The sequence below is a fragment of the Dietzia sp. NPDC055877 genome (assembly GCF_053615975.1).
Map to the genome: position 1 here is coordinate 170,807 of NZ_JBSHCV010000006.1, position 20,956 is coordinate 191,762.

Annotated in this window: 20 protein-coding genes; 9 read left to right on the plus strand and 11 right to left on the minus strand. The window is 71.6% G+C overall.

Annotated features, from left to right (window positions below; genetic code table 11):
* The first annotated feature begins 125 nt into the window (after positions 1-125).
* Together ACWGLC_RS09565 and ACWGLC_RS09570 are read left to right on the plus strand one after the other, a co-directional pair.
* Complete coding sequence (locus ACWGLC_RS09565) at positions 126-1,301, plus strand: ROK family transcriptional regulator (RefSeq protein WP_452099664.1); 1,176 nt, start codon at positions 126-128, stop codon at positions 1,299-1,301.
* Between the two features lie 114 nt (positions 1,302-1,415).
* On the plus strand, positions 1,416-1,940 hold the full coding sequence (locus tag ACWGLC_RS09570; RefSeq protein ID WP_452099665.1) for a flavin reductase family protein: 525 nt from the start codon (positions 1,416-1,418) through the stop codon (positions 1,938-1,940).
* On the opposite strand, the gene ACWGLC_RS09575 is transcribed toward ACWGLC_RS09570, so the two are convergent.
* Both ACWGLC_RS09575 and ACWGLC_RS09580 read right to left on the minus strand, forming a co-directional pair.
* Entirely contained in the window at positions 1,937-2,692 is a 756-nt protein-coding gene (locus ACWGLC_RS09575) for a hypothetical protein (RefSeq protein WP_452099666.1), read from the minus strand. The two genes, ACWGLC_RS09570 and ACWGLC_RS09575, sit on opposite strands and share 4 nt — an antisense overlap.
* Positions 2,693-3,116: 424 nt before the next feature.
* Positions 3,117-5,774, minus strand: a complete 2,658-nt coding sequence (locus ACWGLC_RS09580) for an ATP-dependent Clp protease ATP-binding subunit (protein WP_452099668.1) — start codon at positions 5,772-5,774, stop codon at positions 3,117-3,119.
* A gap of 240 nt (positions 5,775-6,014) precedes the next feature.
* Between ACWGLC_RS09580 and ACWGLC_RS09585 the strand changes: the two genes are divergently transcribed.
* The 4 genes from ACWGLC_RS09585 (at position 6,015) to ACWGLC_RS09600 (ending at position 10,964) form a co-directional block, all read left to right on the plus strand.
* The gene (locus ACWGLC_RS09585; protein ID WP_452099670.1) at positions 6,015-7,454 is read left to right on the plus strand and encodes a glycosyltransferase; all 1,440 of its coding nucleotides are present in this window, start codon (positions 6,015-6,017) and stop codon (positions 7,452-7,454) included.
* Positions 7,451-7,723, plus strand: coding sequence for a hypothetical protein (locus ACWGLC_RS09590; protein WP_452099671.1), 273 nt, complete (start codon positions 7,451-7,453; stop codon positions 7,721-7,723). The genes ACWGLC_RS09585 and ACWGLC_RS09590 overlap by 4 nt, the downstream gene beginning before the upstream one ends.
* Entirely contained in the window at positions 7,720-10,284 is a 2,565-nt protein-coding gene (gene hrpB / locus ACWGLC_RS09595) for an ATP-dependent helicase HrpB (RefSeq protein WP_452099672.1), read from the plus strand. Before ACWGLC_RS09590 ends, hrpB begins: the two co-directional genes overlap by 4 nt.
* Positions 10,285-10,406: 122 nt before the next feature.
* On the plus strand, positions 10,407-10,964 hold the full coding sequence (locus ACWGLC_RS09600) for a hypothetical protein (RefSeq protein WP_230929922.1): 558 nt from the start codon (positions 10,407-10,409) through the stop codon (positions 10,962-10,964).
* A gap of 22 nt (positions 10,965-10,986) precedes the next feature.
* On the opposite strand, the gene ACWGLC_RS09605 is transcribed toward ACWGLC_RS09600, so the two are convergent.
* Positions 10,987-11,613, minus strand: a complete 627-nt coding sequence (locus ACWGLC_RS09605) for a L,D-transpeptidase (protein ID WP_452099673.1) — start codon at positions 11,611-11,613, stop codon at positions 10,987-10,989.
* Between the two features lie 115 nt (positions 11,614-11,728).
* Between ACWGLC_RS09605 and ACWGLC_RS09610 the strand changes: the two genes are divergently transcribed.
* Both ACWGLC_RS09610 and ACWGLC_RS09615 read left to right on the plus strand, forming a co-directional pair.
* Positions 11,729-12,358, plus strand: coding sequence for a DUF1801 domain-containing protein (locus ACWGLC_RS09610; protein WP_452099674.1), 630 nt, complete (start codon positions 11,729-11,731; stop codon positions 12,356-12,358).
* A 62-nt stretch (positions 12,359-12,420) separates the two neighbouring features.
* Positions 12,421-13,209: a L,D-transpeptidase gene (locus ACWGLC_RS09615; RefSeq protein ID WP_452099675.1), complete on the plus strand. Its 789-nt coding sequence runs from the start codon at positions 12,421-12,423 to the stop codon at positions 13,207-13,209.
* A gap of 196 nt (positions 13,210-13,405) precedes the next feature.
* Here ACWGLC_RS09615 and ACWGLC_RS09620 read toward each other — a convergent pair whose 3' ends face one another.
* The 3 genes from ACWGLC_RS09620 to ACWGLC_RS09630 form a co-directional block, all read right to left on the minus strand.
* Positions 13,406-13,759 (minus strand): DUF6518 family protein, encoded by a 354-nt coding sequence (locus tag ACWGLC_RS09620; protein ID WP_452099714.1) that lies wholly within the window; start codon positions 13,757-13,759, stop codon positions 13,406-13,408.
* Between the two features lie 30 nt (positions 13,760-13,789).
* On the minus strand, positions 13,790-15,421 hold the full coding sequence (gene lysS, locus ACWGLC_RS09625; RefSeq protein WP_452099677.1) for a lysine--tRNA ligase: 1,632 nt from the start codon (positions 15,419-15,421) through the stop codon (positions 13,790-13,792).
* A 66-nt stretch (positions 15,422-15,487) separates the two neighbouring features.
* Complete coding sequence (locus tag ACWGLC_RS09630) at positions 15,488-15,898, minus strand: rhodanese-like domain-containing protein (protein ID WP_452099679.1); 411 nt, start codon at positions 15,896-15,898, stop codon at positions 15,488-15,490.
* 229 nt (positions 15,899-16,127) lie between these two features.
* Here ACWGLC_RS09630 and ygiD point away from each other — a divergent pair, with 229 nt between their 5' ends.
* Entirely contained in the window at positions 16,128-16,919 is a 792-nt protein-coding gene (gene ygiD / locus ACWGLC_RS09635) for a 4,5-DOPA-extradiol-dioxygenase (RefSeq protein ID WP_452099680.1), read from the plus strand.
* Here the strand turns inward: ygiD and ACWGLC_RS09640 are convergent.
* The 5 genes from ACWGLC_RS09640 to ACWGLC_RS09660 are packed head-to-tail and all read right to left on the minus strand — an operon-like array spanning position 16,901 to position 20,914.
* A complete protein-coding gene (locus ACWGLC_RS09640) occupies positions 16,901-17,689 on the minus strand; it encodes a TMEM175 family protein (RefSeq protein WP_452099681.1) in 789 nt (262 codons plus the stop codon). The two genes, ygiD and ACWGLC_RS09640, sit on opposite strands and share 19 nt — an antisense overlap.
* A gap of 49 nt (positions 17,690-17,738) precedes the next feature.
* Entirely contained in the window at positions 17,739-18,509 is a 771-nt protein-coding gene (locus ACWGLC_RS09645) for a type III pantothenate kinase (RefSeq protein WP_452099682.1), read from the minus strand.
* A gap of 15 nt (positions 18,510-18,524) precedes the next feature.
* Complete coding sequence (gene panD, locus ACWGLC_RS09650) at positions 18,525-18,950, minus strand: aspartate 1-decarboxylase (RefSeq protein ID WP_230929913.1); 426 nt, start codon at positions 18,948-18,950, stop codon at positions 18,525-18,527.
* Positions 18,951-18,953: 3 nt separating this feature from the next.
* Positions 18,954-19,964 carry a pantoate--beta-alanine ligase gene (panC, locus tag ACWGLC_RS09655; protein ID WP_452099684.1) on the minus strand — a complete coding sequence of 337 codons (1,011 nt, stop codon included), beginning with the start codon at positions 19,962-19,964 and terminating at the stop codon, positions 18,954-18,956.
* Positions 19,961-20,914, minus strand: a complete 954-nt coding sequence (locus tag ACWGLC_RS09660; protein ID WP_452099715.1) for a Rossmann-like and DUF2520 domain-containing protein — start codon at positions 20,912-20,914, stop codon at positions 19,961-19,963. The genes panC and ACWGLC_RS09660 overlap by 4 nt, the downstream gene beginning before the upstream one ends.
* Positions 20,915-20,956: the final 42 nt, after the last annotated feature.

Genomic DNA, 20,956 nt, shown 5'->3' on the forward strand with positions numbered 1-20,956 from the left:
CTCGGTGTCGGACCGACTCATCGTGGGACCGGCCTACTCCGGAAGCCCAGCGTTAAGGTCACCGCGGACGAAACCCTTAACCGCACCAGACCGATCTGTCTATTGTCTGTGTTACTGTCACCGCCATGCCCACCCAGTCCCCCGTGGCCGACCTGCGCCTCTCCGACATCAGCTCGGCGCGGGTCATGCGGGCGATCCGGTTCCGGGGGCCCGTCTCCCGGCCCGAGATCGCAGCGACGACCGGGCTGTCCGTGGCGACCGTCGGACGCGCGACCTCCGCGCTGATGGCCGCGGGTGTCATCCAAGAGCGTCCCGAACTCATGCACGACGGATCGGTCGGACGCCCGAGCATCCCGGTGGAGATCGACCCGTCCGGTCCGGTGACCGTCGCCGTGCACATCGGCTTACATCGCAGCGTGGTGGCGGTGTGCGACCTCGCGTGCCGCATCCTGTCCGAGTACGCGATCGGCACGCCCGGCCGTGAACCGGCGCGGATCGCCGACGATCTGACCGCGGTCGCGTTCCGACTTCTGGACGGTTACCGCGACCGCCGGCTGGTCCGGGGTGGGATCGCCACCGCCGCCCGGATCACCGGGGCGGGGCGGATCGACCACGACCTGCTCGGATGGGAGGACGTGCCCGTCACCGACCTGTTCGCCGACCGGATCGGGGTGCCGTTCTCGGTGGCGCCGCACGTCGAGGCCATGGCCGCGACCGAGCTGCTGGTGGGGCACGAGACCCACGAGGGCACCACGCTGGTGGTCTATGCACGCGAGAGCCTGGGTTCCGCGCTCGTGATCGATGGCGTCGTCCACCAGCCGCGGGCGGGCTCCCCCGATCTGACGCACCTGCCCGTCGGAGCCACCGAGCTGCTCGACGACCGCGGCGGCGGCCTGCTGGACGTGGTCGGCGACTCCGGGCTGGTCCGGGCTGCGGGTCGCCACGGAATAGAGGTGGGATCGGTGGCCGAACTCGCCGTGCGCGCCCGCCGGGACGCGGTGGCGGAAGCGATCCTCGTCGAGCGCGCCACGGTCCTGGGCCGGCTGGTGGGCCTGTTGTCCTCCATCACCCGGCCCGATGCCGTCGTCCTGTGCGGTCAGGCCTTCACCGACCATCGGCGGTACCTGTCGGCGCTGATCAGGGCGACCCGGGAGACCCGTCTCGTGGGCGGGGCGCCGGATCTGCGGGTCTCGACGGCAGGAGGCCGCATCCAGCAGTTCGCCGCGATGGCGGTCGCACTCGACGCGATCTCCGCGGACCCCACGGCAGTGCTCGCGGCCCGGGCGCTCTCTGCGTCGTAGGGCCCGGCCCGGCCGCGCCTTCACCGCCGTGGCGGCCTGCTTCCGCCGCCGCACTTTGCATCACCGCGAACGGAAGTCTCGACATCCGTAGCGGGCGGGCCGCAGACTTCCGACATGCCTGAACACCAGTCGTTGTCCACTACCGGCCCGTCCGTCTCCCGGGAGGTCCACCGGCGCGCGATGAGGACGCATCCCGCCGGCGTCACCATCGTCACCCTGGACGGTTCGGACGGTCCCGTCGGCTTCACCGCGTCGTCCCCCTCGAGCCTGTCTGCCGAGCCCGCCCTGATCAGTTTCAACGTGGGAATATCCTCGTCGAGCCTGGCGGCCGTTCTCGAGGCCCGCACCGCCGTCGTGCATCTGCTCGGCGAAGGGGACGAGCACCTGGCGCTCCGCTTTGCCGGGCCGTCACATCTGCGGTTCGCCGACACGGCGCTGTGGACCCGCGCCGAGACCGGCGAGCCACTGCTCCACGGCGGGCGGGTCCGACTCCGCGTGGCCCTGGACCGTCTCGTGCCCGCTGGCGATCACGTCCTGGTGATCGCGCGTCTGCTCGACGCCTGGTTCGACGACGAGCCCGCCGATCCCCTGGTGATCCTCGACGGCGGCTTCCGTTCGGTATCGAGCTCCGCCCACTAGCCGGGCGCCACCACCAACTCGGTGAGCTCGACCCCGCCGGTGCACGCATTCTCGCTCAGTCCCACCTCCGCCGGGCTCAGGCCGTCCCAGCCCAGCGCCAGCTTCGTGGAATCGTTCGGTTCGAGCCTCTTGGGTGAACCACCCGCCCATTCCATCTGAGGATCGCCGGTCGTGCGGAACGCCACCGTCACCACCAGCGGCTGGTCCGTGAGGTTCTGGAAGTCGGCCGAGAAGATGCAGTTGTAGATCGGCTCGTCGAACATGTCCATCACCACGTACCGCAGCTCGGACGTCTGGATGTCCACCTCCACACCCAACTCCGCAGCATCTTCCCGTGGCATCTCCGCCGCCGGCTGAACCTGCGGAAAGCGGGGTGATACCCGAATCGACGGGCTGGCAAGACCCTCCGCGGAGTGGGGACGCGCGGCGGGTGCGGACGACGTCGGGCGGGCTGCAGGGGTGAAGGACGACGACGTCGCCGGCGCCGAGTTCGGCCCCAGTCCTGACTTCATGAATTGCTCCACCACGCCGGCGAGCGCGATGGCCCCCGCCGCCACGATGATCAACCCGACAGCGCAGACGATCCCCAGGATCCACCAGATCGCGTTCGAGTTCTCGTTCTCCTGGCCGGGGGCTGTCCACGCCCCGGAGCGCCGTCCCTCGCCCGGCGCCTGCCCGTGCCCCGGCGCCTGCCCGCGCGCCGGCGCGTGCCCGTGCCCCGGCGCCTGCGACGGCCCGCCCCCGTACGTCATCCGTAACTCCCCCGTCGTCGCCGCTCGTCCGCTCGCGAGCCTCGCCGAGGATAGGTCCTCCAGCGAGGCCATAGGTGCCTCACACAACGCTGGCCAGCCGCTCACAATTCGCCGCGTGGTCGATCCCAATCACGTTTTCCCAGGTGGGCATCGCCGACTTTCGGGATCTTCGACCACTCGACGGGCAGCGGCGGCCGGCGGGGGCGGAGGGGGCCGGGATCGCGGCGGCGGTAAGGGAGCGGGCCGAGAGCGACGGGCCTCGGGAGCGGCGGGGGCCGCGGCCGGGATCGCGGCGGCGGGCAGGCGGGGCTGGAGGCTGACTGGCGGCGCGAGTCGGATGTGGCGTTCCGGGAGCGACGCCGAAATGGGGACGACCCCCGCCGGTGAGGGCGGGGGTCGTCCGTTGCGACTATCTCGGGAGCGGTCAGCTCGTGGCGGGAGCCGCCCCGCCGCTGCCGGCGGGGCCGCCCGGGGCGCCGCCACCGAAGCCACCCGAGCTCGGCGGCAAGGAGTCGCCCGGCCCAGCCTCACCCGTGGGGGCGACGCTGGCGGTGACCTCGTCGCCCTCGCGGTCCTCGGGCGCGTCCGGGCGCGGGGAGCCAGTAAACGTGAACTTGGCATCCTCGGTGCGCTCGGACTCGCCGTCCCAGCCCTCGACGTCCACGGTCACCAGATCGCCGGCAGCGACCTCGCCGAAGAGGATCTTCTCCGACAGCGTGTCCTCGATCTCGCGCTGGATCGTGCGACGCAGCGGACGCGCGCCCAGCACCGGGTCGAATCCGCGCTTGGCCAGGAGCCGCTCCGCACGGTTGGTGACCTCGATGTCCATGTCCTTGGCCTTGAGGGCCGAACGGACGCGGCCGATCATGAGCTCGACCATCTGGACGATCTGGTCCTGCGTGAGCTGGTGGAACACCACGATCTCGTCGATGCGGTTGAGGAACTCCGGGCGGAAGTGCTTCTTCAGCTCGTCGTTGACCTTCTGCTTCATCCGCTCGTACTGACCCTCGGCATCCTGCTCCCCGATACCGGAGAAGCCCATGCCCACGGCCTTGGAGATGTCCTTGGTGCCCAGGTTCGAGGTGAAGATCAGCACGGTGTTCTTGAAGTCCACCATGCGACCCTGACCGTCGGTGAGACGGCCGTCCTCCAGCACCTGGAGGAGGGTGTTGTAGATCTCCGAGTGGGCCTTCTCGATCTCGTCGAACAGGACCACCGAGAACGGCTTGCGCCGCACCTTCTCGGTGAGCTGGCCACCTTCCTCGTAGCCGACGTACCCGGGGGGCGCGCCGAAGAGCCGAGAGGCCGTGAAGCGGTCGTGGAACTCGCCCATGTCGATCTGGATGAGCGCGTCATCCTCACCGAACAGGAAGTTCGCCAGCGCCTTGGACAGCTCCGTCTTACCGACACCCGAGGGGCCGGCGAAGATGAACGAACCCGACGGGCGCTTGGGATCCTTGAGCCCGGCGCGCGTACGGCGGATGGCCCGCGAGACCGCCTTGATGGCGTCCTCCTGGCCGATGATCCGCTTGTGCAGCTCGTCCTCCATGCGGAGCAGACGGGTGGTCTCCTCCTCGGTGAGCTTGAAGACGGGGATGCCGGTCCAGTTACCCAGGACCTCGGCGATCTGCTCCTCGTCCACCACGGCGGCCACGTCCATGTCGCCCGCACGCCACTGCTTCTCACGCTCGGAGCGCTCGGCGATGAGCTTCTTCTCTGTGTCCCGCAGGCCGGCGGCCTTCTCGAAGTCCTGCGCGTCGATCGCGGACTCCTTCTCGCGGCGGGCCTCCGCGATCTTCTCGTCGAACTCGCGGAGGTCCGGCGGCGCCGTCATCCGCTTGATGCGCATGCGGGCACCGGCCTCGTCGATGAGGTCGATCGCCTTGTCCGGCAGGAAGCGGTCGTTGATGTACCGGTCCGCCAGCTGAGCGGACGCGGCCAGTGCGGCGTCGGTGATGGTGACCCGATGGTGCGCCTCGTAGCGGTCCCGCAGACCTTTGAGGATCTCGATGGACAGCTCGACGCTCGGCTCGGGCACCTGCACGGGCTGGAAACGACGCTCGAGCGCCGCGTCCTTCTCGATGTGCTTGCGGTACTCGTCCAGCGTGGTGGCACCGATGGTCTGCAGCTCACCGCGGGCCAGCTTGGGCTTGAGGATCGACGCGGCGTCGATCGCGCCCTCGGCGGCGCCCGCCCCGACGAGCGTGTGGATCTCGTCGATGAACAGGATGATGTCGCCGCGCTGGTTGATCTCCTTGAGCACCTTCTTCAGGCGCTCCTCGAAGTCGCCGCGGTAGCGGGAGCCGGCTACGAGCGAACCCAGGTCCAGCGAGTAGAGCTGCTTGTCCTTGAGGGTCTCGGGGACCTCGTTGTTGACGATCGCCTGGGCCAGGCCCTCGACCACGGCGGTCTTACCCACACCGGGCTCGCCGATGAGGACCGGGTTGTTCTTGGTGCGCCGGGAGAGCACCTGCATGATGCGCTCCACCTCCTTGGCGCGACCGACGACCGGGTCGAGCTTGCCCTCCATGGCGGCCTGGGTGAGGTTGCGGCCGAACTGGTCCAGGACCGTCGACGACGACGGCGTACCGGACTCACGTCCACCGGTTCCGGCCGGAGCGCCCGTGGCCTCGGCCTCCTTGCCCTGGTAACCGGAGAGCAGCTGGATGACCTGCTGGCGCACCCGCGTGAGGTCGGCGCCGAGCTTGACCAGCACCTGGGCGGCCACGCCCTCGCCCTCGCGGATGAGGCCGAGCAGGATGTGCTCGGTACCGATGTAGTTGTGGCCGAGCTGCAGGGCCTCCCGCAGGCTCAGCTCGAGCACCTTCTTGGCACGCGGCGTGAACGGGATGTGCCCGCTGGGCGCCTGCTGGCCCTGACCGATGATCTCCTCGACCTGGCTACGCACGGCCTCCAGCGAGATCCCGAGGGACTCGAGGGCCTTGGCCGCTACACCCTCGCCCTCATGGATGAGCCCGAGCAGAATGTGCTCGGTACCGATGTAGTTGTGGTTGAGCATCCTGGCCTCTTCCTGGGCCAGGACGACGACGCGACGCGCGCGGTCGGTAAACCGTTCGAACATCGTGCTACCTCACATTCCTCGGGTTTGCACCACTCTAGTGGCCCGGTCCGTCGACCGGAGCCACAGGAGTGGCAGTCGACCTGTCATGTGTGTTCAACGCCGCAGGTGGGGTAATCATTGCCGAATCGTGTACGCCGTCAGCGAACGCCGGAACACTGTTGCCTGACGCCGCGGCGGTTGCGCCCCGCGACGAGTCCGGGTCCCCGGCGACCCGCACACCACACCGAGGAGGAACCAGCGTTGGAGAAACCGTCCTTCACCATGGGACGGACGGTCGGAGTGGCCGTCGTCGGATTGGCCGCCATGGCCGGTCTCATGCTCTGGCTGGCGCTCACGCTGTCCGACAACCGCGTCCAGCAGGCCCGGGAGGGCCGGCTGGGAAACCTGCGGTTCCTCTACGACGCGTACGCCCCACCGGTGGCGGTGATCGTCGCGGCGTTCGTCGTCGCCCTGATCTTCGTCGCCGTGGCGACGTCGGTGGAGACCACCGTCGCCAACCGCTACCGACGCTCCCTCGACGAGCAGGGGATCCCGCTCGCCCCCAAGGTCGTCATGGCCGAGACCCGCGGCGTGTTCCACGGGCCGGTCACCATCACGGTCCTCATCCCGGCGCACAACGAGGAGGATCGGATCTCCGCGACCATCACCTCGCTGCAGGACCAGATCGACCCGCCGGAGCGGATCATCGTGGTGGCCGACAACTGCACCGACTCGACACCCGACCTGGCGCGCGCGGCGGGCGTGGAGGTGTTCGCCTCCGTCGACAACGCCCACAAGAAGGGCGGCGCGCTCAACCAGGCGCTCGCGGTCCTCCTGCCGGACCTGGGCGAGAACGACTGCGTGATGGTCATGGACGCCGACACGGTGCTCGACCAGGGCTACCTGACCTCCGCCCGCCGACGCTTCACCGACGACCGCGCCCTCATGTCCGTCGGCGGCCTGTTCTACGGGGAGGACGGTGCCGGACTCCTCGGGCAGTACCAGCGCAACGAGTACACCCGCTACAGCCGCGACATCCGCCGACGCCGGGGCCGGGTGTTCGTCCTCACCGGCACCGCCTCGGTGTTCCGCTCGCGCGCGCTGCGGACGGTGGCCGACTCGCGCGGCACCCGGATCCCGGGCAGGCACGGGGACGTCTACGACACGGCGGCGCTGACGGAGGACAACGAGCTGACGCTGGCCCTCAAATCCCTCGGCGGACTCATGGTGTCCCCTCCGGAGTGCACGGTGGTCACCGAGGTCATGCCCACCTGGCGGGCGCTGTGGCACCAGCGACTGCGTTGGCAGCGCGGCGCGCTGGAGAACCTCGGCGCCTACGGGATCACGCCGCAGACCACCCGGTACTGGTTCCAGCAGCTCGGGATCGGGTACGGAGCGATCGCGCTGTTGAGCTACCTGCTGCTCATCACCATCACCGCGCTCGCCCTCGACGAGTGGGTCTGGTATCCCTTCTGGGGCGGGCTCGGCCTGCTGTTCATGCTCGAACGGCTGGTCGGGGTGTGGAAGGCGGACCTGCGGGCCAAGCTCGTCGCGGTGGTGCTGATCCCGGAGCTGGCGTACGCGACGTTCCTCAACATCGTCTTCCTCAAGGGCGTGTTCGACATCCTCCTGGCCCGCCAGGCCAACTGGGGCCACGTGGTGGTCGGCGAGGACGGGACGACCAGGGTGGAGGGGACATGACGACTCACACGATGCAGATCGAGACGATCCACGCGGGGATCCTGCTGCCCGAGTCGGTGCTGGCCTCCGAGTGGTTCGCGGTGCTCGCGGCGTTCGTGGCGATCAACACCGTCATGTACGTGACGCTCGCGGTGGCCAAGACGTTGCCCAAGGTCCATCCGTACGACCTGTTCCCGCGCCGCTACACGCGCGCGGAGACCCGCAGCATCTATCCGGACGCCCCCGAGCCGGGCCCGACGCAGCGCGAGAACCGCCCGGAGCCCGGGTGAGCCGGTTCGACACGGAGCGGATCGGCAGCGGGCTGCCGTTCGCCGACGCCCTACCGGCGCTACGCGAGGCCCTCGCCGCGACCGGCACCGCGGTCGTCCAGGCGCCCCCGGGTACGGGCAAGACGACGCTGGTGCCGCCGGCCGTCGCGGTGGCCGACGGCGTGGCCGGCAGGGTGGTGGTGACGCAGCCCCGCCGCGTGGCCGCCCGGTCCGCGGCCCGCCGCCTGGCACGCCTGACCGGTACGGAGCCCGGCGGGCCGGTGGGCTATTCGGTGCGCGGGGACTCGACGGTCGGCCGTGACACGCGGGTGGAGTTCGTGACACCGGGCGTGCTGGTGCGCCGACTGATCTCCGATCCCGACCTGCCGGGCGTGGGCGCGGTGGTGCTCGATGAGGTCCATGAACGCGATGTGGAGTCCGACCTCGCCTTCGCCCTGCTGTGCGAACTGCGCCAGCTGCGCGAGGACCTGCCGGTGGTGGCGATGTCCGCGACGGTCGAGGCGGACCGCTTCGCCCGCCTGCTCGGCGGGAGCACCGGTGACGGGCACACCCCCGCCCCGGTCGTCGACGTCCCGGCCGTCCTGCACCCCCTGGAGGTCCGCTACGCACCGCCGTCCGCGCCCAGGCTCGACGCGCGCGGGGTGACCGACGGGTTCCTCGAGCACGTCGCGACGGTGACCGCCGACGAGGTTCGCGCGAGCGGCCACGACACCCTGGTGTTCCTGCCGGGGGTGCGCGAGATCGAGCGGGTGGTGCGCCTGCTGTCCGCCCGGCTCGGTGAGGCCGCCGAGATCCTTCCGCTGCACGGCGGGCTCGACCCGGCGGCGCAGGACCGCGCGGTGTCGGGCTCGGGCCGCACCGGCGGCGGGTCGCGTCCGCGCGTGGTCGTCTCCACGGATCTCGCCGAGTCCTCGCTGACGGTCCCGGGCGTGCAGGTGGTGGTGGACGCCTGTCTGAGCCGCGAGCCGCGCCGCGACACCGCCCGCGATATGACCGGCCTGGTGACCGTGTCGGCGTCGCGGGATTCGTGCGTCCAGCGCGCCGGCCGCGCCGCACGCCTGGGCCCGGGCCTGGCGGTGCGGTGCCTGAGCGAGCAGGAATACACGCACCTGCCGTCGCATCGCTCCCCGGCCATCGCCACGTCCGATCTCACGACCTTCACCCTCGACGTGGCGTGTTGGGGTGCGCCGCGCGGCGCGGGGCTGGCCCTGCCGGACGCCCCGCCGGTCGGGGAGCTGGCCCGCGCGGAGTCGGTGCTGCGCGGCCTCGGCGCACTCGATGCCGACGGCCGGGCCACCGACCGGGGCCGGGACCTGGCACGGGTGCCGGCCGATCCGCGTCACGCCCGGGCCCTGCTCGACGGGGCGTCACTGGTCGGCCCGCGGGCCGCCGCCGAGGTGGTGGCGCTGCTGGCCTCGGACCGGCGTTCCCCGGGCGGTGACCTGGCCGCGGACCTGCGGGCGTTGCGGTCGGGTCGGGCGCCGGACGCGCGGGCCTGGCAGCAGCAGGCGCGCCGGATGGAGCGGATCGCGCGCGAGGGTCGCGCCGCGGGCAGCCCCGCGGGCGGGCGCGACGGACGGGAGGACGCGACGGGGCTGGTGATCGCGCTCGCCCACCCGGACCGGGTCGCACGCCGCCGACGTGACCAGTACACCTTCGCCTCCGGGACCGGCGCGGTGTTGCCGCCCGGCTCGGCGCTGGTCGGCCGGGAATGGCTGGCCGTGGCGGAGGTCGGCCGCGCCGCCGGGCGCGCTGCGGGAGAGGCCGGGGCGGTGATCCGCGGGGCCGCCGCGATCAGTCGGGACGACGCGCTCGACGCCGCGTCCCCTCTTGTCGACGACGACGAGACCGCCCACTTCGCCGGCCGTTCACTGACCGGCCGCCGTGTCCGGCGTCTCGGCGCGATCGAACTCTCCTCTACACCTGTGCGGCCCTCACACGCGGCGGCCGTCGAGGCGGTCTCGGCCGCGGTCCGGGCCGGCGGGTTCCCGGCCCTGGGCCCCGACGACGACGCCCTCGCCCTGTGGCGTCGCCTCGCGCTGGCCCGCCGGGAACTCGGTGAGCCCTGGCCCGACGTGTCCGCGGCCGGCCTCGCCGAGCGTCTGGACGAATGGCTCGGGCCGGAGATCGCCGCCCTCGCGCAGGGCTCGACGATCGCGGGCCGGGCCCTCGGCCCGGCGCTGAAGCGACTGTTGCCCTGGCCGGAGGCCGGGTCGTTCGACGAGCTGGTGCCGGAGCGGCTGCAGGTGCCCTCGTCGTCGTCGTACCGCGTGGACTATCCCGAGCCCGGGTCGGACGACGCCCCCGTCCTGGCCGCCAAGCTGCAAGAATGCTTCGGCTGGACCACCTCCCCGCGGATCTGCGGCGGCCGCGTCCCCGTCACGGTGCACCTCCTCTCCCCCGCCGGGCGCCCCCTCGCGGTGACCCGCGATCTGGGTTTCTTCTGGCGCGAGGCCTATCCCGGGGTGCGGGCGGAGATGCGCGGGCGGTACCCGAAGCACCCGTGGCCCGAGGATCCGATGACCGCCGAACCGACACGGCACACCAACCGGAAGAGCTGACCGCCCCCGCCGAGGCGGTCCCAATACCATAACGGGAGACCCAGCGGTAGATTCGGGCCGGAATCGGTCGTAGGATGTGAGGCATACCACTGCAGGCGAATTCTGCCGGAAGGGTGATCACGATGACCGCATACACGCACCCCGCACCCCATCGCGCGGCGCTTCCCACCAGAGCTCCGGCGCGGACGCGGATCGTCCCCCACGTCACCAACCGGATCGGCGCGCTGGCCGCGGCGGTCGGGCTCGCGCTGGCGCTGCTCAGCCTCTACCTCCCGTGGCTGACCACCGGCGGCGGCTCACAGATCACCGCGCTGGGCATCACCGAGATCATCGACGTGCGCAGCGTGGCACCCGTCCTCTTCCTGGGCCTGGTGGTGCTGCTGTTCCTCGTGGCCGTCACCGCGGCCACCCGACTCGGTGCGTTCGCGATGGCCGGGGCGCTGGTCGGCGGCATCATCCTGCTCGCCCACCTGGCGTTCATGTGGACGCTGGTGTCGTCCACTGGCGCGGGCGAGCCGTTGCTGTCCGGGCTGCCCTCCGGCGCGGCCATGTCCTACGGGCCGTTCGTCGCAGCACTCGGGTTCCTGCTGGTGACCGGCGGGTCCGCGTGGGCCGCGCGGTCGGCCGAGTACATCTTTCCGGACGTGGAGTCGGCCCGCCCCCACCATCACGATCGGTGACAGTGGCCCGGGCGCGGGGCCGTCAGAACACCACCACGGTGTCGCCCACCTCGAGGTGCTCGAAGTAGGTGGCCGCCGCCGGCTGGTCCATGCGGATGCAGCCGTGGGAGTCGATCGCCGGGTCGCCCTCGTGGAAGGCGATCCCGCCCACGAAGTAGACGGAGTACGGCATCGGCGCGTTGTCGAACAGGCGGCTCACCTCGTGGCGAACCTTGCGGGTGACCTGGTAGGTGCCGGTCGGCGTCTCCCAGCCGGCCTTTCCGTGGGACATCCGTACCGGCCCGTAGCTCAGCCGACCGTCGGCCTGCAGCCACGTGCGTTCGCCGCCCAGATCCACACATGCCTCGGCCGTGCGCGGACACGGGCTCTGCGGGGTCTCGTCCGGCGGGGCCGACGGCGTGGGTGCCGCGGGCGGCGGCGGGACGAATCCCGGCGGCGGGGTGATCCCGGCGGATTCCAGGGCCCCGCCGATCGAGGTGCGTGCATCGTAGTCGGCCTGCGCCGAGCCGGCTTGCGCCTGCGTGATCGCCTGCTCGATCTCCGGTGGGACCGGCAGCGGCAGCTGGGCGGAGGCGGCGGGAGCCGCGGATACCGCCAGTGCGACGGCGGCGGCGACCGCGAGCGCCGCGCGCGGGACGAAGCGTGTCATGTGCGCTGATTATGCCCGGCGCGGATCACCCGGCCGCGCATCGCGGAGTCACAGTCCGATCTCAGCACGCCCTCAGGGCCGAGCCGGCCGGCCGATGGTGGGCTAGCGTCTCCCCATGTCCGACACGCCGCTACCCCTGCCCCGCCTGTCCGCCCCCGCGGCTCGGGCTCTCGCCGCGGCCGGGATCACCGACCTCCGGCAACTCGACGGCCGGGCCGAAGGGGAGGTGCTGGCCCTCCACGGGCTCGGCCCGGCCCAGTTGGGGGTGCTCCGCGACGCGCTCACCGGTGCCGGGCTGGCGTTCACCGACCCGGTCGCGAGGCCACGCCCCACCGGCCGCAACGACAACACCACGCTCGCGGCGTCGGGCGGCTCCCCGCGCGCCTGGATCGAGGGTCTGCCGACCGCCCGGCGTGTCGAGGACGGGCTGCGGCTGCTGGAGTTGTTCGGCGAGGAGACCGGCGAGGAACCCGTCCTGTGGGGCCCGTCGATGGTCGGGTACGGGCACCACCACTACGTCTACGACTCCGGTCGCGAGGGTGACTCCTTCCGGGTGGGGTTCAGTCCCCGGGCATCGGCGCTCTCGTTGTACGGGATCCTGCCCGACGACCCGGCTGTCCTCGGACGGTTGGGCCCGCACAGAACCGGCAAGGGGTGCCTCTACCTCACGCGGCTCGCACGCATCGACGAGCTGGTGCTGCGGGAGATGATCGCGGCCGGGTGGGCTCGCGGCGGAGTGGAATGACCCGGGGCCGGCGCGGCTCCGCGCGGGGCCACGCGTGGACGCGTCAGCGATAGGGTGGCCACATGCCTTCCGAGCACCGGCCCGTCCGCCGCAACCACCTCGCCGCGCTCGGCGCCGCGACGGTCGTCGGGGCGGCCGTCGCCGGGGCCGCAGTGGGGGCAGGGAACACGGATCCCGACGACACCACCGCGGTCGCCTCGGCCGCAGCGACCACCGCCGCATCCCCTGCCTCTGCGGCGGGCTCCGCCGCCCCTGCCGTCCTCGAGGAGTCCCCGCAGCCCGTCTCCGTGGATCCCCTGCTGATCCGCTCGGTGGCCCGGCAGGTCCTCCTCGAGCAGGAGCAGCCCGAGCACCTCACGAACGTCGATCTCATCGCGCGTGACGTGCTCTCGCAGTCGCCCGCCGACCCGGCGGAGGCAGAGCGGATGACCCGGGAGACGATGCTCGGCTACGGCCCGGGCGCCCCCGTCGCGAGCTCCCCGGAGACCGAGCCGGCGATCGCCCCGCCGCAGTGCCCGCCGACCGCCCGGGCCTGCATCGATGTCGACGGCAAACAGGCGTGGATGGTCGACGGCGGCCGCGTCACCTACGGCCCGGTTCCCATCACCACGGGCCGGCCCGGCCACGAGACGGTCCGCGGCTCGCACCACGTCCTGCGGCACGTCCGTCACGACCACAGCATCCCGTTCGACTCCCCGATGCCGTTCTCGACGTACTTCACGGTCAGCGGCATCGCGTTCCATGAGGGCCGACTCGACGAGCCGTCACACGGCTGCATCCACCTGGGGCACCACGCCGCCGCCCACTTCTTCGAGCACCTGAAGGTCGGGGACGAGGTCGTCGCATTCTGAGGCGTCCCCTTCCTCACAGGATCGAGTCGTAGACCAAGCACGCCGCGGCGGCCAGGGCGACCAGGACCGCCGCCGACCCGAACGCGCACAACCGGCCGCCCCGACGGGACACCACCACCAGGAGCCCTGCGGCCAGGACCGACTCGAGCCCCCAGGCAGGCCCACCGATCAGCAGCAGACCGTAGACCGCCTCGCCTCAGACGATCCCTGGCACCACCCCGGCCGCGAGCGCTCCTCTCCGACCGGGCATCCGGGACATCGCACCGGCCGCGCCGCAGATCGCTCCGGCGACCGGGCCCACGATCATCCACAGCGCGAGTTCGGCCGGGGGCGTGGAGGCCGCATGGATCGCGAGCCAGGGAATCAGCACGCCGACCATCGCGGTCAGACCCGCGGCCGCCCCGTGGACGGTTCGCTCACCGAGCCGACGGCCGGCGACGAGGGAGACCACGCCCCAGAGCGCGCTCGTCCCGGCCAGGACCGCCCACTGATCGGGCAGCAATCGATGGGTCACGGTGAGCAACACACCGGAAACCAGCCCGAGAACCAGCGCGCGTGCTGTCCCCGGGCGACTGTCAGGTCAGTCGCGCGGAAGCGGCTTGACCATCGGGAACAGGATCGTCTCGCGGATCCCGAGACCGGTCAGCGCCATGAGCAGGCGGTCGATGCCCATGCCCAGGCCGGCCGACGGCGGCATGCCCTGCTCCATCGCGGCGAGGAAGTCCTCGTCGAGGACCATCGCCTCGTCGTCACCGGCCGCGGCCAGCCTGGCCTGGTCCTCGAAGCGCTGGCGCTGGATGACCGGGTCGACGAGCTCGGAGTAGGCGGTCGCGAGTTCGAAGCCGCGGACGTACAGGTCCCACTTCTCGGTGACGCCGCGGTCCGTGCGGTGGTCGCGGGTCAGCGGCGAGGTCTCCACCGGGAAGTCGCGGACGAACACCGGGCCGTCCAGCTGGTCGGCGCACAGGTGCTCCCACAGCTCCTCGACGAGCTTGCCGTGCAGCCAGCCCTTGCCCGAGGGGACCTCGAGTCCGATCTTGCCGGCCAGTGCGGTCAGCTCGGCGACGCCGGAATCGACGGTCACCGTCTCGGCGCCCGCGGTGGCCAGTTCCGGGTGCTTGCGCTGCAGTGCCTCGTTGAGCGACGGGTACATCTTCACCTCGCGCCACTGCCCACCCAGGTCATAGGTGGTGCCGTCCACGAGAGTGACCGTGGTCGACCCGAACACCTCGGTGGCCACCTCCTGGATGACCTCGCGGATCATCGTGGCGGCCGTGTCGTAGTCGCCGTACGCTTGATAGGTCTCGAGCATCGCGAACTCGGGGCTGTGCGAGGAGTCGACACCCTCGTTGCGGAAGTTGCGGTTGATCTCGAAGACCCGCTCGATGCCGCCCACGACGCAGCGCTTGAGGTAGAGCTCCGGGGCGATGCGCAGGTACAGGTCCAGGTCCAGCGCGTTGGAGTGGGTGACGAACGGCCGGGCCGCCGCGCCGCCGTGCAGGGTCTGCAGCATGGGCGTCTCGACCTCGAGGAAGTCCCGGCGCTCGAGCGCGTGGCGCAGTGCTCGCACGACCTTGATGCGCAGCAGGGCGTTCCGCCGGGCCTGCTCACGCATGATGAGGTCGGTGTAGCGCTGGCGGATGCGGGTGTCCTCGCTCATCTCCTTGTGCGCGACAGGCAACGGGCGCAGCGACTTGGCGGCGAGCACCCACGAATCGGCCATGACCGACAGCTCGCCACGCTTGGAGCGCACGACCCGCCCCGTCACCGAGACGAAGTCACCGAGGTCCACGTCCTGCTTCCAGGCGTCGAGCCGCTCCTGGCCGACGTTGGCCAGCGAGAGCATGGCCTGCAGCTGCGGGGTGAACCCGTCCGCCTCACCGTCGACCGCCGGGGCGGACAGGTCCGCGGCCGGGTCGATTCCGTCCTGCAGGCGCACGAAGCAGAGCTTGCCGGTATTGCGCACGAAGAGCACGCGGCCGGTCACGGAGACCACGACGTCGGTCTCCTCTCCCGGCTCGAGTGCGTCGAAGCGCGGGTCCGAGGTGATCTCGGCCAGCCCGTGGGTACGGGGGACGTCGACCGGGTACGCCTCCACTCCGGACTCGAGCAGGCGCTGTCGCTTGTCGCGGCGGATGCGCAGCTGCTCGGGGGTGTCGTCGGCGGGCTCGTCCTGGACGGCCCCGGGAGCGGAGGAAGTCGAGTCAGTCACGATTCCCGAGGATAGTCCTCCCTGTGCGGCGGGACCGAACCCGTGGCCGGGGCTTCAGCCGCGACGTCAGTGCGCGGAGATCGCGGACCGCTCGCGGATCAGGTGGTCCGCGTCGGTGAGCAGCCCGAGTGCGCGGGCGGACCGCAGCGCCTCGTGGCCGCCGTCGACGGCACGGACACCGCGGACCCCGCGGGACGCCAGCTCGAGGGCGAACAGTTCCGCGTCCAGTCCGTCGTCACTCACCAGCACCACCCGGCGGCCGTCGGCGACGGCGGCCAGCGGCGCGGCCGAGGACGGATCGAGCAGGTCCACCACCGGGCGGGCCTCCACTGCAATGGCCCCGGCCAGCACCCCCTGCCGCTCACGCTGCGCACGGGAGCGGATGTCCACCACGAGGGCGCCGGCCCGGACGGCCACCGCGTAGTCCGCGGCGGTGACGGTGGTCGAGAGGGTCGTGGTGGTGAAGGCGGCGGTCATGTGGTTCTCCCGGTGGATTGCAGCTCTGGTGGTCGATCGGGGCGTTGCCGGGCCGGGACACCGAAGCTGCGCGCGCGTCGATGCCGCCGGACCGGCCGAGGGCATTCGTCGCGCGTTCATGACCGCAATAATAGACAGACCGGTCTACCCACTTCAAGGCCCGTCGACCAAGGGCTGGCATTTCGAATTTAGTTGATGCATCATATACATAGCGATCCAAGGAGAAGTGATGACCGCCTCGTACGCCCGCCAGCCCGCAGCCTTCATCGGACACGGCGTCCCCCTCAACGCACTCGAGGACAACGCCTGGACCCGCGAGTGGGCCGCCCTCGGCGACTCCCTGCCCGAGCGCCCCCGCGCCGTCCTGGCCGTGTCCGCGCACTGGTACATCAACGCCACCGCCGTGACCGCCATGTCCTCGCCGCGCACGATCCACGACTTCTACGGCTTCCCCCGGGAACTCAACGAGTTCGAGTACCCCGCCGCCGGCGCGCCCGAGTTGGCGGCCGAAGTGGCCGAGGTCGTCAAGCCGACCTGGGTGGGGGCCGACCGCGACTCGTGGGGGCTGGACCACGGCACCTGGTCCGTTCTCGCCCACGTCTTTCCCGACGCCGACGTGCCCGTGGCCCAGTTGTCCGTCGACGCGTCCAAGCCGGCGAGCTACCACTTCGACCTGGGCACCAAGCTCTCCGCACTGCGAGACTCGGGCGTGCTCGTCCTGGCCAGCGGCAACGTCGTGCACAACCTGCGGGCCGTCGACCCCTCGCGCGGCGACACGGGCACCGACTGGGCCCACCGCTTCGACGACCACGTCCAGAACGTGCTCACCGAGCGTCCCGAGGACGCCCTCGCCCTGACCGAGCACCCCGACGCCGGCATGTCGATCCCCACCGCCGACCACTACCTGCCGCTGCTCTACACCGCCGGCATGGCGGCAGGCTCCGGCGAGAAGCTCGAGGCCTTCAGCAAGGGCTACGCCTGGGGCTCGGTCTCCATGACCAGCTACCGCTCGGCTGCCTGACCCCCGGCGTCCGGTTTCACCCGACCCGCCCCCGGCCCGGCCACGCGGGCGCGGGCGGCCGCCCGGGAGGACAGGTGGCCGGCCACCGGCAGCAGCACCACCAGCGACAGCCAGGTCAGCTGCGCCGCGAACGCCCCGAGCGTCAACGCGATCGGCACCGAGACCAGGAACACCGCCGGGGTCACCAGGGCATCGCCCAGGGCGGCCCGGTTCTGCCGGGCCGACGTCGGGCTCCGCTCCAGACCACCCCGCCGGCCCAGCTGGTAGACGGCCGACTGCGCCAGCGACACGCCCGCGATGTTCACCGCGTACAGCACCGTCGGCAACGCCAGGTCCGCCGTCGCGGGATTACTGAGGGCATCGGTCGTGAACGGCACGAGGATCACCAGGCCGGTCGCCACGAGATTGGCGACCATCATCGGACCGTCGAGCCCCCGCATGTGCTTGATCAGCCGCACGTTGACGCGCCAAAGCACGCAGATCACCACGAAGCTCAGCACCACCCCGAACAGCTGCTGCCCCAGCCCGGAATCCGCCAGCGACGGCAGGTTCTGCCACTCCTGCGGCTCCGGCAGGTCCACGTTCGCGATCAGCAGCGTGACGGCGAACCCGTAGATGGCGTCGAAGAAGGACAGCCCGCGATCGAACTCCGACGAGTCACGGCGGAGCACGTCGCTGGTCGTGTCGTCGTACGCGTCATCGTCGTCGGCGGAGTCGTCGCTCCCACCGCGGCCGGGCCCGCCCGACCGTCCGGCGTTCGCACCGCTCATCCACCAAGCATGCCCGACGGCCACCGCCGGGCGCAGGACATCCCGCAGGTCAGCAGTTGCGCTCGTACACCAACCGCAGACCCTCGAGCGCGAGCTCCGGCTCGACGTCCGTGACGGTCCGGGACTCCTCGGACACCACGTCGGCGCGCATTCCCGTGAGCACCACGGAGGCGTCGGAGAGCTCGGCGACGTCGGCGCGGAGCCGGTCGACCAGGGCGTCGATCTGTCCGGCGAAGCCGATCACGATGCCGGCCTGCAGCGCCGCCACGGTGTTCTTGCCCAACGCGCCGCGCGGCCGCACGACCTCGATCTTGCGGAGGGCCGCAGCGCGCTCGGCCAGTGCGTCCACGGAGATGTCGATGCCGGGCGCGATCGCCCCGCCGAGCAACTCGCCGCGCGCGGAGATGGCGTCGACGGTGGTCGCCGTGTCGACGTCGACGACGACGACGGGCCCCTCGAACAGGGTGTGGGCGGCCAACGCGTTGACGACCCGGTCCGAGCCCACCTCACGCGGATTGTCGACGAGCAGCGGCACCCCGGTCTTCACCCCGGGCGCCACCACGACGGACCGCAGGCCCGGCCAGTAGTCGGCGGCCATCCGGCGCAGTTCCCCGGTCACCGACGGCACCACGGACATCGCGGCGATGCCGCTGAGCCGCTGCGCGCACTCCCCCAGCAGCCCACGGATCGTCAGGGCGAGCTCGTCGGAGGTCACCGACGGCGAGGTCCGCATACTCCATGTGCGTTCGAGCGAGCCGCCGTCGACGGGGAAGACCCCGAGCCGGATGTGCGTGTTGCCGACGTCGACGGTGAGAAGCATGGATTCGTCCCGCGCCTAGACGGCCGCGGGCTCCGGCACGCGCGGGTTCTTCAGGCCCGAGCCCTCGGGAACATCCGCCGGGTCGGTGCCCTCGGTGAGCATGCGGTTGTCGTCGTCGACAAACACGACGCGGGGCTTGTAGGCCCGCGCCTCGGCGTCGTCCATCTGCGCGTAGGCGATGATGATCACCAGGTCGCCCGGGTGCACCAGGTGGGCGGCGGCGCCGTTGATGCTGATCACGCCGGAACCGCGCTCGCCGGTGATGGCGTAGGTGGTCAGGCGGGCGCCGTTGTCGATGTCGACGATGTCGATCTGCTGGCCCTCGAGCAGGTCGGCGGCGTCCATGAGGTCGGCGTCGATGGTGCAGGAACCGACGTAGTGCAGATCCGCCTGGGTCACCGTGGCCCGGTGGATCTTGGAGTGGAGCATGGTGCGCTGCATGGGTCAGCCTTCCTGGGAGTCCGCGGCGGGATCGATGTCCGCGGCGAGGTCGTGGGCCATGTCGGCCTGCTGGGCGGCGACGGTGGCCTCGGCGGCGGCGAGGAAACCCGTGCCGATGGCCACCCCGACGTTGTCGATGAGGCGGGTGGATCCGATGCGGGCGGCCACGAGGAGCCGGCCGGGCCCCTCCTCGGGCGGATCGCCGAGATCGCCGGCGCGGAGTTCGAGGTAGTCGATCGAGATCTGTGGACGCTCGGCCAGGACCGCCGCGGCGGCGTCGACGACCGCCCGGCGCCCGCCCTTGGCGGCGAATGTGCCCGCGACGAGCGCGGCGTTGATGGTGGTGGCCAGCTCGCGCTCGTCGTCCGACAGGTAGCGGTTGCGCGAACTCATGGCCAGGCCGTCGGGCTCACGGACGGTGGGCACGCCCACCACGCGGACGTCCATGTTCAGGTCCGCCACCATCTGCCGGATCAGCACCAGCTGCTGGTAGTCCTTCTCCCCGAAGAACGCCTGGTGCGGGGCGACGATGTGCAGCAGCTTCGCCACCACGGTGAGCATGCCCGCGAAGTGGCCGGGGCGGGCAGCGCCGTCGAGGATGTCGCCCGTCGCGCCCGGCAGCACGGTGGTGCGCGGCCCGTCCGGGTACATGGTGGCCGCGCTGGGCGCGAAGACCAGCTCGACCCCGGCCTCGGCCAGGCGGGCGACGTCCTCGTCGAGGGTGCGCGGGTAGGCGTCGAGATCCTCACCGGGCCCGAACTGGAGCGGGTTGACGAAGATCGACACCACCACGACCGAGCCGGGCGTACGGCGGGCGGCCTCCACCAGCGCCAGGTGCCCCTCGTGCAGCGCCCCCATCGTGGGCACGAACGTGATCTGCTTGCCGACCTTGCGCAGGGACTCGGTGACCGCGCGGATCGAATCCGGCTCGTGGTGGATCGTCAGCTCGCCCCGGCTGTAGCCGGTGTTCGCGCGTCCGGGGACCGCGGTGCGGACCGGGAAGGTGGTGGTCATCGGAACTGCTCCGTCAGATCGGGGGCGAGAAGGTCGGTGACGTCGCGGCCCGCGCCACACCGGTCGGCGGTGCGCAGAGCGAGGGCGCGGTAGCCGGCGGCGATGCCGGAGTCCACGTCCTCGAGCGCGTCGAGGTGCCGGGAGACGGTCACGGCGTCACCGCGCATCACGGGGCCGGTCAGGGCTGCGTCGCCGGAGGCCAGCACGTTGTCGAGAGCGGCGCGCAGTAGCGGCTCGAGCGTCCGGCGCGCCAGCGCCTGGGAATCCTGGCCGAGCATCCCGTCGGGATCGCCCTCGACCCCGCCGCCCGGCAGGACGGAGAACGATGCGGCGAGCGCCTCGGCTGCGTCGCCCACGAGGCTGACCAGGTGATTGGCGCCGTGCGCGAGCGCCGCGTGGTAGAGCGCCCGGTTCGATTCGGCGACGGTGACCGGCAGGCCGCCCGTCTCCATGACCAGCATCTGCCCCACGACCAGGCCGACCTCATCCGGGGAGGTCAGGGCCCACGAGCAGCCCTCCATGCGGTCGACGTCGGCCTCGCCGCCGGTGAAGGTCATGGCCGGGTGCGCGGCCACCACCACGGCGCCCGCCTCGGCGGCCGGGCGCAGGACGTCGGCGCCCACCGCTCCGGTGACGTGCACGACGATGTGACCCGGGCGGAACGCGCCGGCCTCGGCGAGTTCGGCCACCACACCGGGCAGCGCGGAATCGGGGACCGCGAGGATGAGGAGTTCGCCGTGCTCGGCGACTGTCGCGGGGTCGGCGACGACGGCCTCGGGAAGGCGGCGGGCCGCGAGTTCCCGCGAACGCCCCGACCGTGCGACGACGGTGGAGACGACATGGCCGCGACGCTCGAGGGCGGCGCCGACGGCAGTGCCCACGCGACCTGCGGAGATGAGGCCGATGGACAGGCGGGCAGGGGGTGTTCCGGTGACGCCGAAGTCGGACATCGCTCTAGTGCTCCATTGCTCGATCCGTTCCAGGCCCACGCA

Bases quoted from the DNA above. Each gene is read 5' to 3' on its own strand.
- ACWGLC_RS09565 (WP_452099664.1), top strand. From the start codon at position 126: ATGCCCACCCAGTCCCCCGTGGCCGACCTGCGCCTCTCCGACATCAGC.
- ACWGLC_RS09570 (WP_452099665.1), top strand. From the start codon at position 1,416: ATGCCTGAACACCAGTCGTTGTCCACTACCGGCCCGTCCGTCTCCCGG.
- ACWGLC_RS09575 (WP_452099666.1), bottom strand. From the start codon at position 2,692: ATGACGTACGGGGGCGGGCCGTCGCAGGCGCCGGGGCACGGGCACGCG.
- ACWGLC_RS09580 (WP_452099668.1), bottom strand. From the start codon at position 5,774: ATGTTCGAACGGTTTACCGACCGCGCGCGTCGCGTCGTCGTCCTGGCC.
- ACWGLC_RS09590 (WP_452099671.1), top strand. From the start codon at position 7,451: ATGACGACTCACACGATGCAGATCGAGACGATCCACGCGGGGATCCTG.
- ACWGLC_RS09600 (WP_230929922.1), top strand. From the start codon at position 10,407: ATGACCGCATACACGCACCCCGCACCCCATCGCGCGGCGCTTCCCACC.
- ACWGLC_RS09605 (WP_452099673.1), bottom strand. From the start codon at position 11,613: ATGACACGCTTCGTCCCGCGCGCGGCGCTCGCGGTCGCCGCCGCCGTC.
- ACWGLC_RS09610 (WP_452099674.1), top strand. From the start codon at position 11,729: ATGTCCGACACGCCGCTACCCCTGCCCCGCCTGTCCGCCCCCGCGGCT.
- ACWGLC_RS09615 (WP_452099675.1), top strand. From the start codon at position 12,421: ATGCCTTCCGAGCACCGGCCCGTCCGCCGCAACCACCTCGCCGCGCTC.
- ACWGLC_RS09630 (WP_452099679.1), bottom strand. From the start codon at position 15,898: ATGACCGCCGCCTTCACCACCACGACCCTCTCGACCACCGTCACCGCC.
- ygiD (WP_452099680.1), top strand. From the start codon at position 16,128: ATGACCGCCTCGTACGCCCGCCAGCCCGCAGCCTTCATCGGACACGGC.
- ACWGLC_RS09640 (WP_452099681.1), bottom strand. From the start codon at position 17,689: ATGAGCGGTGCGAACGCCGGACGGTCGGGCGGGCCCGGCCGCGGTGGG.
- ACWGLC_RS09645 (WP_452099682.1), bottom strand. From the start codon at position 18,509: ATGCTTCTCACCGTCGACGTCGGCAACACGCACATCCGGCTCGGGGTC.
- panD (WP_230929913.1), bottom strand. From the start codon at position 18,950: ATGCAGCGCACCATGCTCCACTCCAAGATCCACCGGGCCACGGTGACC.
- panC (WP_452099684.1), bottom strand. From the start codon at position 19,964: ATGACCACCACCTTCCCGGTCCGCACCGCGGTCCCCGGACGCGCGAAC.
- ACWGLC_RS09660 (WP_452099715.1), bottom strand. From the start codon at position 20,914: ATGTCCGACTTCGGCGTCACCGGAACACCCCCTGCCCGCCTGTCCATC.